The sequence below is a fragment of the Nostoc sp. FACHB-152 genome (assembly GCF_014697475.1).
Taxonomy (GTDB): Bacteria; Cyanobacteriota; Cyanobacteriia; order Cyanobacteriales; family Nostocaceae; genus Nostoc_B.
Genome location: NZ_JACJRV010000001.1, coordinates 265,390 through 277,044 on the forward strand (window position 1 = coordinate 265,390; position 11,655 = coordinate 277,044).

Here is an 11,655-nt window from a genome sequence, read left to right on the forward strand (position 1 = left end):
TAATGAAGGGAGTAGGGAATGGGGAATAGGGAATAGGGACGGGAAAAAAGTCTTCCCAAGACCTAGCATCTAATACTCAGTAACTAATCCCTGATACGTTTTACTTAATAAATTAATAATGCTAAAAACATTGCACATATGAAAGAGGCTGACTGTTACGATAAAAGCACTAATGGAGTTGTGGTAATGGTCGAGCCGTATAGCCAAAAAGAGCAAATACAGCAAATTGTTTACCGCATATTAGATGCTAATTTAGACCGCGCTCGTGAAGGCTTACGCATCATCGAGGAGTGGTGTCGTTTTGGTTTAAATAATGCCCAGTTAGCTGGGGAATGTAAATACCTGCGACAAGACTTGGCTAAATGGCATACGGCGGAAATACGGGCGGCACGAGATACACTAGGGGATGCTGGCACGGATTTGTCACACCCTCAAGAAGAACAACGCTCTGGTATTAAGTCTTTGTTGCAAGCAAACTTTTGCCGTGTCCAAGAAGCGTTGCGGGTGTTGGAAGAATACGGCAAGCTACATAGCTCAAACATGGGAAAAGCTTGTAAGCAGATGCGCTATCGAGTTTATACCCTAGAAACTAATTTGATGGGTTATCAGCGACATCAATTGCTGTGGCGATCGCATTTATATCTGGTAACATCTCCGTCAGAAACTTTGTTAGATACGGTAGAATCTGCACTCAAAGGCGGATTGACTCTGGTACAGTACCGCGATAAGAATACTGATGATACTGTGCGGCTGGAACAAGCAACAAAACTGAGGCAGTTATGTCATGCTTACGGCGCACTGTTGATTATGAACGATCGCGTAGACTTGGCTTTAGCGGTAGATGCTGATGGTGTACATCTAGGACAACAGGATATACCAATCGCTCTGGCGCGGCAATTATTGGGGCCTCAGCGCTTAATTGGTCGTTCCACCACTAATGCGGAAGAAATGCAAAAGGCGATTGCGGAAGGTGCCGATTATATCGGTGTCGGCCCTGTTTACGAAACTCCGACAAAATTAGGTAAAGCTGCGGCTGGCTTAGAATATGTCCGGTACGCCGTCCAAAATAGTTCTATTCCCTGGTTTGCCATTGGTGGGATCGATGCCAATAATATCAATGATGTTATTGATGCCGGAGCCGAACGCGTAGCAGTGGTGCGATCGCTCATGCAGGCTGAACAACCAACTCTAGTCACTCAATATTTACTGTCTCAGCTGAATCGGATCAAACCACAACCAGAAATTACACACAATTAAGTGCTGAGTTAAAAATACTAGCCCCTAGTCCCTTTTTCAAAAATTTATGTCCGAGCAAATTAGTCTTCAGGTAAATGGGGAAACGCGCAGTTGTTCATCCCAAACTCCTTTACCCGATTTACTGCAACAGTTGGGTTTTAATCCCCGCTTAGTAGCGGTGGAGTATAACGGTGAAATTTTGCATCGCCAATTTTGGTCACAAACTACCGTACAACCAGGCGATCGCTTGGAGGTAGTCACCATTGTTGGCGGTGGTTAATTTTCTTGATAAAGCATCCGGTGAAGAGTTTTGCGCCTAGCTAATTCTTTACCTTTGCGACCTAATTGTTCTCGCAATTGCTGGTCTTGACACAAGCGTTTAAAGGCGTGAAAAACTTCGTACCCAGATTGAGGATTCACTAGTAAGCCATTTTCTTCATGACTAACTACTTCAATCACAGAACCATTACGCGAAGCAATTACAGGCTTACCAAAGTAGCTTGCTTCTAAATATGTCACACCAAAACCCTCAATAAATCTAGCTTTGGCATCATTCAAAGTCAGCATGGCAAAGATATCACAAGCAGCATAGTAGCCTGCTAATTCCCTTTCTGGGACATAACCAGCAAAGTGTACTCGCCCATCTACACGCAGGCGTTGTGCTAGAGTTTGCAGTTCTGATTCACAAGGGCCTTGACCGCAAATGATGTAATGAACATCCACTCCAATAGTCAGTAATAACGGTAAATTCTCAATAACGCGCTCAAAGCTTTTATGTTTTACCAGCCGTCCGACAGAAAGGATGACAACTGCTGTTTCTGGAATATTGTAAGTTTGACGCACCTGCACCCGTAAATCATCCAGATTGCTGTGGTTGGGACTGACACCAAATTTCTCTGGTCTCATTACAGGATGAATTACATGGGTGGGGGTTTGTAAGCGGAAATTATTTCTTAAATAATCTCTTGTAAAAGAACTGTTACAAACAATGCCAGTGGCGCGTGTCAATGTTAATTTAAAGAGCGATCGCCACACAGGATTGCCTAATCCAGAGCGAATATCATTCCCATGTAAATAAATAAAAAAACGGATAGGTAAAAGATAGCTCAATAATAAAAGTGAAGGAAATTCGTAGCCATGTCCCCATTCAATATAACGATAGTGATAGCGGAAATAAAGTTTGATCGCTAGCACAAATGACGAGACTAAATTAATCAGTGGCTTAAACAAGTTCGCCCAAAAATTACCTAGCCAGTCTTGAAAACTTGGCCAACGATAGATAGGGAACTGTTGAGTCTGATCAAACTTTTTGTCACCTGCACAACTGGCAGTTAAAACAATTACGCGCTCTGGATCTTGAAGACAACGATTATAGAGATATTCCCCTATAACGGCCTCTTTTGGTAAGAACAAACGCGATATAACTAGAATATCTGGATATGCATCTTTTTCTCTGACAGTTGTTGCTAGTTGAGAAATATGTTCCATGTTAACTTGGGTAACTTTAACTTAAAAATTTGTAATTATGAATGCTAAAGTTAAGTGAGAGTGCAGCTAATCACAGTTACCAACTCGGTTGCACCTTTGCTGGTTGATGTTGCCACTCAAAATTTGCGATCGCAGAAACATCAACAGCCAGATTAAAGCATTTACTGACTTATTGGTAGTAATTACTACTCATAAATTTCTGACTACTTTGTAGGCGATACTTTTACTCCAAGTAATTTTAATAAACCAATTGCTTTTCAACCCCTGATTCCTATTATTGCTATTTCTACTATATGTTGAGCAACAATTTATTGCTATGGCTACATTAGAAAATTTATTACCGTAAGAGCGAATTTCCCTGATGAAAGCCTTTTAACCAACATACATTGTAAAAAGACCATACTGCCTATATATATTAGTTGCAGCTTTGTGAGAATAAATAAATTTTATTCTGTGGAAAAATTTATTTATTCTCACAAAGTAATAACGTTGGTTGTTGTCAACCAAAAACTACTATATTTTTTACAAAATTTAATCAATTTATCCAGGTAAAATATATCAGCATCCATAATTACCACTCTGTTGTATCGGGCTGTGAGAAGCATTTTTCTCAATCCTTATTTGAGTGAATGTATTTACCAAGCTTTAAAAATATTCTAGATCATTAAATATGGAGATTTAATACTTATTTATATGAAGTATGTGTTAATTATATAGTTTGGTAACAATTACGGCAATTCAAATAATATCTACGAAACATAAATGGGCAATTATAGCCAAGGAAATTCAGAACAATAGCTATGCAAGATACTAAAAATAGTTAATAACGACAGATTAACCTAAGCCATGTACTAAGTGCAGCCAAAATGTTCAATAAATATGAGGGGCTAGAGAAAAAATTTTTCCATATTTGGTTGTGATACCAATTCTCTATAAGATGCGCCTAATTATTTTAGGACAGAGCAAATTGTTTCGATAAAACCTCAGCGCACCTCCGCGTTCCTTTGCGTTGCCAAAAGCTAGATTGAGCGCAGTGTCACCCAGAAATACTATGAGTAAAAAATACTAGCCTCTACTTCCTAGCCCCTAACTTCCCCCCTGCGCCAGATTTTAGGGAAATTATTAATTGATTCCAAAGTTCCTACGATAACCCATAGGTTGTAAGGTACGGTTATCTACTACAGAAATCTCTCCTGCGTCTGCTGCGTATCTAGGATAAGACGCGGTAAATTGAAGATGTAGCAGCAACTTAATGATGTTACACAAAGCTACTGCCAATTAAATACTCGCTTACTAGTCGCGGGCTGGCATCAGCTACATACCGCAGAATCCTACCAGCATAGGATGCAATCATCAGCAATAAAATTTTTCAAGCGACTGTGTTATGCGTAAAAAAATACAACAAACAATCAAACCTCTGTTAAAAACTGTCTTTGTCCTGGGCTTAGTTTTAGCTTTAGCACTAGGTCATGCTGACGGAGCGTTAGCTGCCCGCAGTGGTGGTCGTATTGGCGGGGGTTCGTTTAGAGTTCCTTCTAGCCGTACTTATACACCGCGCACATACGCACCTCCTGGTGGTGGCGGATATTACGCGCCCTATCCTGGCGGTGGTTTTGGCTTTCCGTTCATACTTCCGTTTTGGGGTATTGGCGGAGGATTTGGCGGTCTATTTACGATTTTAATCTTTATTGCGATCGCTAACTTTTTAGTCCAAAGTTTCCGTCGTGCTAGCAGTGGAGATGTTGAAGAAGTAGGTTACAGCAGCAACCCGAATGTTTCTGTAACTCGTTTGCAAGTTGGTTTGTTAGCTCAAGCCCGTGATTTGCAACCCGAACTCAACAAAATTGCCGAATTTGCTGATACCAACTCTCCCGAAGGCAGAGCAGAAGTTTTACAAGAAACTAGCCTAGCTTTACTCCGCCATCCTGAATATTGGGTATATGCAGGCGGTGGTACCGAACAAGCAAAGTTAAGTTCTGCTGAAGGTCAATTCAACCGTTTAGCACTGGCAGAACGCAGCAAATTTAGCGAAGAAACTCTTTCTAATTTCAATAACCAACTAAAAGCAGCTCGTACTCAAGATGCATTGCCTTCTAGTGGTGAACTGGACAACCCAACACGTCTAATTAGCGAAGGCCCTGGGGAATACATCATTGTTACTTTGTTAGCAGCAACCTTAGGCAGATTTGAAATCCCAACTATCAACACCACAGATGACTTACGCCAAGCTTTGCGGCAAATTGGTAGTCTTCCTAGTGAGCAACTGTTAGCAATTGAAGTGCTGTGGACTCCTCAAGCTGAAGGCGATACCTTAACTTCCGATGATTTGCTAGCAGAGTATCCCGATTTGAAAGTGGTATAACTCGGTTGCTGGGGTAATAACGTCTAAGTCCAAAATCAAGCGTTAGTTATTGCTCAATTTACAAAACTCAATTTTTATAACCCGCTCAGGAGATTAAACCGTTCCTGTAAGCGGGTTTTACAATATAGAGAATTAGCTTTAGCCTTTCTCACAAACAAAAAACTATGAGCCAAGCTTTAACCAAACCCATAACATTTGATGAATTTATCGAATGGTATCCTAATGATAATAAATGGTATGAATTGCATAGAGGAGTATTTTTTGAAATGCCACCTCCAACAGGAGAACATGAAAAAGTTATCGCGTTTTTGTCGCGGAAGTTAAGTGATACCAATTCAAATAATGTTTGCGACGGATACCCCACCCGCCTGACGGCACCCTGCCCTTGAAAGGGGTTGGGGAGGGGTCTTATTTATGTGTCGCATTCTTTTTTCAAATTGGTATGAGATTAAAAATTGTCTGTCTATGGGCATTAGCTAATCAATCAACTATTATCCTGAACAACATCTAATATTCCTTGATCGCCATCTAAAATTACTGGTACGCCTACTGGTAATGTGGCATTTTGTTCGCCGTGACCAAAGGGTAAATCAGAGACAATCGGAATACCTAAATCACCCAAGCGATCGCGCAAAACTTCCTCTACACTAAAGCTAGGTACGTTTGCTGGGGGTTCACAACGAGTAAAACCACCTAAAGCAATTCCCCGCACTTGTGATAAAAGTCCACTTAAACGCCACTGTGTCAACATCCGGTCAATGCGATAAGGTGCTTCTGTCACATCTTCAAAAGCCAAAATCACATCCTCGAAATCAGGTTGCAGTGGTGTGCTTAACAAGTGAGTAGCGACAGTCAAATTCCCAGGAAGCAAAATCCCAGTCGCCACACCCCCACCCCAGCCACAACCTTTGAGAGTGTCTACCGATCGCCCTTCTACCCAATTAAACAATCTAGTGATTGACCAATCTGGTTCATTGGCAAAAGTCGTCAGTACAGGCCCATGAACGCTAGAAATCCCGACCTTGTACAGACTCCACAACAGGGCGGTAATATCAGAAAAGCCAATCAGCCACTTGGGATCTGTGGAGTTGGTTTGCCAATCCCAACTTTCTAAAATGCGGGTGCTACCAAAACCGCCTCTAGCACAGAGAATTCCGCTACAATCAGGGTCTTGCCAAGCAGCAGCTAACTGATGGCGGCGCATTTCATCTTTATCAGCTAAATAGCCCCAACTTTGGTCAATATTAGAACTAATTTCGACGCGATAACCACGCGATCGCCAAAGTTCTATACTCCGATTAAAAGCATCAAACTCTCGCAAAGCACCACTAGGCGCGATAACTCGTAACAAGTCGCCAGGTTTTAAGGGTGCAGGTAAAATTGTCGATTTCATTAATGAACTTTTTCAGCAATTAGAATTTAAGAATTACAGAACTCCAACTATACAACCATAAATAAACAGTATTGTCATGTTGAGCTTATCAAAGTGCTGTTGTTTACTTTTGATACCATTTCTACGTAAAGATGCACTAAATATTTATCAACAAACCGCCAAGAACTCCAAGCAAGAGCGAAACTAATTAAGTGCAAGTTTATAGAGAATTGGTATGAGCAAAAAAACTTGTTAAGCAATCAGGTTAAATTAAAGTTAAATTTGGATTAACTAAAGTCAGTAAATTCGCTTTTATTGGACAGCGATCGCACTCACCACCAAACCAGCTAGAATCTATAAATTTGCTCAAGCAGCCTAAAGATTTATGATTACTTTTTGGGAAAAATAAATCTAGCAGTACCACTTTTTTATACTTCTGCTTTGAAACCATTATCTAAAGGGCAAAGGATTGATATTATGCTGGCTATGCATAGCACGACCAATGCTAACAATCTGAACTTGCAACTAGAATCAAGCCTACAAGAATTACCTATGTGGGAAGTTCAGATTGAGCTACAATGCCCAGGAGGTGAGTTAATTAAACTCTTTGAACAAGAGCCTCTACTCCCAGGAATCATCGTAACTAGAAATCAGTGCTTTGTGGGAATGATTTCACGGCAGAAGTTTTTTGAACATATGAGTCGTCCCTATAGTTTTGGGTTATTCTCTAGACGACCACTTAAAAGCCTATATAATTTTCTGAAGCCAGACTTTCTAATGCTACCTGGAGAATTCCCAATTGTCGAAGCGACTAAAAAAGCATTACAGAGATCATTCAATTTAGTTTATGAGCCAATTTTAGTAGCAACCTCATCAGGAAAATACGGATTAGTTGACTTTCATCAACTATTGTTAGCTTACTCTCAAATTTATGCTCTCACTCTAACTAAACTACAACTGGTTGAAGAACAATCAAAAATTGCTAAAGCAGGTTTTCGAGATTTACAACACAACTATACCCGACTACTACAAAATGAAAAAATGGCAGCCTTGGGACAACTAGTTGCTGGTATTGCCCACGAAATTAATAATCCCGTTAACTTTATTGCAGGTAATATTGTCCATAGCATTGATTATACAGAAAGCTTACTAGAGTTAATTAGCTTATACCAACAACATTATCCGAAGCCAGTTCAAGAGATTCAAGCTAAAATTTCCGAAATTGATCTAAATTATGTAACAGCAGATTTTCCTAATTTGCTAGCGTCCATGAAATATGGATGCGATCGCATCGAAGAGATTGTTAAATCATTGCGTAATTTTTCGCGCCTTGATGAAGCTGATAAAAAAATAGTTGATATCCATGAAGGTATGGATAGCACTTTACTAATTTTACGCAGTCGTTTCAAAGAAGAAATCAACGGTAAAAGAATTACGCTTGTGAAAGAGTATGGAAACATACCCTTGATAGAATGTTATCCTGGACTACTCAACCAGGTATTTATGAATATTGTAGCGAATGCTATTGATGCTCTAGTTGAGAATTTTCCATCTTCAAGTTTAAAGTGTAATTTACCACAGAATAACCCGACAATTTGCATCCGAACCGAACTTACCAACGACCAATACGTCAAAATTTGCATTGCCGATAATGGTATTGGCATTGCAGAAGACATTCAAAAGCATTTGTTCGATCCATTTTTTACTACTAAACCTGTCGGGAAAGGGACAGGTTTAGGATTATCTATTAGCTATCAAATTGTTGTGGAAAAACATCGTGGACAATTAAACTGTCTATCCACTTTAGGAAAAGGCACTGAGTTTATTATTACAATCCCGGTAACAGCTCCGAATTTTCAGTAAAGCTTGCAAATTTTAACTAAATTATGTCAGGATAACTCTGCACTAACTTTATTAGTATTTGTTTTAGCCAGTAAAAGTTTTATGACCAGAAGATTGAAATTGAGCATGATTATGCTAGCAAGTTTGGGAAATTTTGCCTTGCCATCGAATGCTATGGCAAATTTTGACGGTAATCTCACCATAGAAATTGATGGTTTGAAAAACAAACAGGGGCAAGTCTGCGCCAGCATATATAATAGCAGTCAAGGATTTCCTGGCGATGGCGATCGCGTATTGCAAAGAGAGTGTAGCAAAATTACTGACACGCCTGTAACATTGACCTTCACGAACTTAAAAGCAGGTAACTACGCCGTCGCTGTCATGCACGACGAAAATAACGACCTCAAGGTTAATCTTAATGATCTTGGTATGCCTCTCGAAGGCTTTGGATTTTCCCAAAACCCAGAAATTCGTAACAGTGCGCCTAAATTTAGCGAAGCTGCTGTTTTTATTGCAGGTGCCAATACCAGTATCAAAATTCAGATGAAATATTTATAAATCTGATTGTCCTGAATCTTTTTGATGATCTTCTGGTAAATTTGGTTGACTGGGTAAGCCACGCACTTTCTTCATCTGAGATAGAGCATACTTTGCTGTTGCTTGCACTTCTGCATCTGGGTCTTCTACTGCGTGGCTCAACATCTGGCTCATTTGGGCCATCATATCATAGACACGAGTTAGGTCACGGATAGCATTTTGCCGTACTTGTGGGCTTTCATCTTGCAGAGAGATTGCCAACGCACGGTTAATTGGCTTGAGAGCGCGAGTACTAATTTCTGATAATGCTCCTAAAATCAAGCTACGTTGCTGCGAATCTGCATCAATCATCAAGTCCATTAAAGGCTGAATTGCCCGTGAATCTCCCTGTTGCCCTAAATCCCAAATCGCCTTCTGCCGCTTTGTAGGATCGGCACTTTCTAAGTCTTTAATTAACTCATCAACAATATTCAGTTTAGCCAAACGGGCTGTTTTTTCTATTGGTAGCACTGTCGGAGTTAGTGATGATTGTGCTTGTGAACTAGTTTCAGATGCCGTATTTTCCTGACTTGGTGTATTTTCCAATTCTGATAATGATGGTGTAGCTAGGTTTTCATTAGCTGCACTCAAAGCTAGAGTGTTTGAATTTGGATATGATACTTTTTTGAAATGACGAAGCTTTCTGAATAAAAATAAGAGTGCGCCAGCACTTCCCAAAAATGCCAGCCCCAGCAGTGACCACCAAAAAAAGCCTTTTTGCTGAGGCTTGGCTGTAGCTTTTGATTGAGGATTTGGGCTAATAGAAGCAGCAATAGGAGAGATAAGAAACTGATTTTTTAATGAAAGGGCTGCTTGTAACCTCGCCTGAGTTGCCTTATCAGCAATTCCATCTATTCTTTTTAAATTTTGCGCTTTTTGAAATTGAGATACAGCAAGTTGCGTACTTGCGCTGTACTTTCCATCTATTGCGTCCTTGTAAAACCCTAAATCTTTTAACTTGGATTGTAATCTCTGCACATCCGTCCCTTGACTACTGGGTTTAAGAACAGCTGGTTTCGCCGACTGCTGAGAATTGACTTGAGCAATTTCTCCAGACGCGGGGTTAGATGCGGCTGTACTTGAATGAATGGGATACAAACCCACACAAGTAAAACAGCTAAATATCAAGATGGAGGAAGGACACAGCCTCATATTGCAAGTTTCAGCCTGAACGTGCTTTTGAAGTTATTCATACATACCACAATAACTTTCATTATGTCTAAATGTTAACTTGCTAAGTGACAGAAAATTCTTAGGTTGGTAGTTGATGGTTATTTGTCATTTGTTATTAAACCTCTTGCACTCATTGCTTTTTGCAAGAGATGGGAAAAGGGTAAAGGTTAAGGGGAAAGGGCAAAATACAGAACCTTTCGCCTTTTCCCGACTTCTGCAAGAAGTCTATTAGTTCTTCTCGCCCTTCCTTGATTCAGCAATTATGATAAAGTTTCAGTCTCAGATTCTCTGACTTGTACAGTTAGGGAATTCAGCTTTTTCGCTTGTGCTTCTAAAATAGGTGGCTGCTGTGTAGCGGTTTTTTCGGGAATATTTACCGTTTGGTTTTTTGCCCCTAAGGTATCGCGTTGGTTAATGAGATAGATGCTGATTAATGTCAATCCAACTCCTATCCACTGCAACGGACTGAGCATTTCTGAGAGGAAGAGATTGCCAAATAATAGGGCAAAGACAGGCGTAAGGAAAGTTAGCGAACTGAGACTAGTCAGGCTACCACTAGAAGCAAAATAGAAAAATAAACCATAAGCGATCGCACTACCAAATACTGTGGCATATCCCATCGCCACCCAATCAGATGTCACCAGATTTTGCCATTGTTGAGATTCTGTAAATGCTGAAACTCCCCATAATGGCAACCCACCTAAAATCATGTGCCATCCAGTAGCACTCACAGGGTCAGCATACCGGCTGACAAATCTAATCAATACTGTTCCCACCGCCATCGATAACGCAGCTAACAGCATTAACCACTCACCACTAGCAAACAAATCTTGCCAGCTACCAATTGTGATATTTCCTTCTGTACCCAACAAATGGAAAATCCACTCATCTGGTAAACCAATTAAACTAATACCTGTAACTCCTAAACCAAGTCCTAGCCATCCCCAAAAACCTATATGTTCTTGGAATAACCATAGCGATAGCAACGCCACAGCTAAAGGTTGCGAGTCAATCATCACCGACCCCAACCCAGCACTAGTTCTGACTAATCCCTCTGCCAAAAAGCCTTGAAATAGTGTCCCATCAATCAAGGCAAACAAGGTAATCCATAACCATGCCCTCCAACCCTGCGGCTGGGGTCTACCCATAAGTGTAGTGGCGACCAAAATTAACACTCCAGCTGGTAGCAAGCGCACACCAGCCATAAATAAGGGTGTGGTATGAGGTATTACTCCTTTCATTGCTACCATTGCTGTTCCCCACAGGAAAAAGGGAGCAATTAATAATAGAGGTGCAAAGGGTAGACGAGATGCACTGAGTTTCAGCTGCATGGTTTTACTGACACAAGGGCAGAGATTACTTTAACCAATTCTACCCAATTGTGACTTTTTGTGAAGGAAAGAATACTCAAAGTTTGTCAGTAGGCTGCCGGCAGAAACATTAATTTTCCTGACACGCACACTTCAATATTTACATTTAATAAACCCATGTCTCCCTGTTCCCCTGCACGCCAGTTGCTTCAAGTCGGCAGAGCCGCCCAACGCACTGGCTCCCCTCTGCTCCTCTGCTCCCCTGCTTCCCGCTCCCCTGTGGCAAGATTGGAGAC

The 11,655-nt window shown here is 40.7% G+C and carries 11 protein-coding genes; 6 read left to right on the forward strand and 5 right to left on the reverse strand.

What is annotated here, in order from left to right; genetic code table 11:
- Positions 1-138: 138 nt before the first annotated feature.
- Positions 139-1,257 (forward strand): thiamine phosphate synthase, encoded by a 1,119-nt coding sequence (locus H6G76_RS01050; protein WP_190694370.1) that lies wholly within the window; start codon positions 139-141, stop codon positions 1,255-1,257.
- Between the two features lie 46 nt (positions 1,258-1,303).
- Positions 1,304-1,516 (forward strand): sulfur carrier protein ThiS, encoded by a 213-nt coding sequence (gene thiS / locus H6G76_RS01055; protein WP_190694372.1) that lies wholly within the window; start codon positions 1,304-1,306, stop codon positions 1,514-1,516.
- Here thiS and H6G76_RS01060 read toward each other — a convergent pair.
- The gene (locus tag H6G76_RS01060) at positions 1,513-2,724 is read right to left on the reverse strand and encodes a glycosyltransferase family 4 protein (RefSeq protein WP_190694374.1); all 1,212 of its coding nucleotides are present in this window, start codon (positions 2,722-2,724) and stop codon (positions 1,513-1,515) included. The genes thiS and H6G76_RS01060 overlap by 4 nt on opposite strands.
- A gap of 1,384 nt (positions 2,725-4,108) precedes the next feature.
- On the opposite strand from H6G76_RS01060, the gene H6G76_RS01065 reads away from it, so the two are divergent.
- Positions 4,109-5,086 carry a DUF1517 domain-containing protein gene (locus tag H6G76_RS01065; RefSeq protein ID WP_190694375.1) on the forward strand — a complete coding sequence of 326 codons (978 nt, stop codon included), beginning with the start codon at positions 4,109-4,111 and terminating at the stop codon, positions 5,084-5,086.
- 164 nt (positions 5,087-5,250) lie between these two features.
- Positions 5,251-5,475 carry a Uma2 family endonuclease gene (locus tag H6G76_RS01070; RefSeq protein ID WP_190694377.1) on the forward strand — a complete coding sequence of 75 codons (225 nt, stop codon included), beginning with the start codon at positions 5,251-5,253 and terminating at the stop codon, positions 5,473-5,475.
- Positions 5,476-5,570: 95 nt separating this feature from the next.
- Here H6G76_RS01070 and H6G76_RS01075 read toward each other — a convergent pair whose 3' ends face one another.
- Both H6G76_RS01075 and H6G76_RS01080 read right to left on the reverse strand, forming a co-directional pair.
- Positions 5,571-6,479 carry an LD-carboxypeptidase gene (locus tag H6G76_RS01075; protein WP_190694379.1) on the reverse strand — a complete coding sequence of 303 codons (909 nt, stop codon included), beginning with the start codon at positions 6,477-6,479 and terminating at the stop codon, positions 5,571-5,573.
- A 244-nt stretch (positions 6,480-6,723) separates the two neighbouring features.
- On the reverse strand, positions 6,724-6,909 hold the full coding sequence (locus tag H6G76_RS01080) for a hypothetical protein (protein WP_190694381.1): 186 nt from the start codon (positions 6,907-6,909) through the stop codon (positions 6,724-6,726).
- Between the two features lie 26 nt (positions 6,910-6,935).
- Between H6G76_RS01080 and H6G76_RS01085 the strand changes: the two genes are divergently transcribed.
- On the forward strand, positions 6,936-8,321 hold the full coding sequence (locus H6G76_RS01085) for a sensor histidine kinase (RefSeq protein ID WP_190694383.1): 1,386 nt from the start codon (positions 6,936-6,938) through the stop codon (positions 8,319-8,321).
- An 81-nt stretch (positions 8,322-8,402) separates the two neighbouring features.
- Positions 8,403-8,858, forward strand: coding sequence for a DUF2141 domain-containing protein (locus tag H6G76_RS01090; protein WP_190694385.1), 456 nt, complete (start codon positions 8,403-8,405; stop codon positions 8,856-8,858).
- On the opposite strand, the gene H6G76_RS01095 is transcribed toward H6G76_RS01090, so the two are convergent.
- A complete protein-coding gene (locus H6G76_RS01095; protein WP_190694386.1) occupies positions 8,853-10,028 on the reverse strand; it encodes a peptidoglycan-binding protein in 1,176 nt (391 codons plus the stop codon). The genes H6G76_RS01090 and H6G76_RS01095 overlap by 6 nt on opposite strands.
- Positions 10,029-10,309: 281 nt before the next feature.
- Positions 10,310-11,380, reverse strand: a complete 1,071-nt coding sequence (locus H6G76_RS01100) for a DMT family transporter (RefSeq protein WP_190694388.1) — start codon at positions 11,378-11,380, stop codon at positions 10,310-10,312.
- Positions 11,381-11,655: the final 275 nt, after the last annotated feature.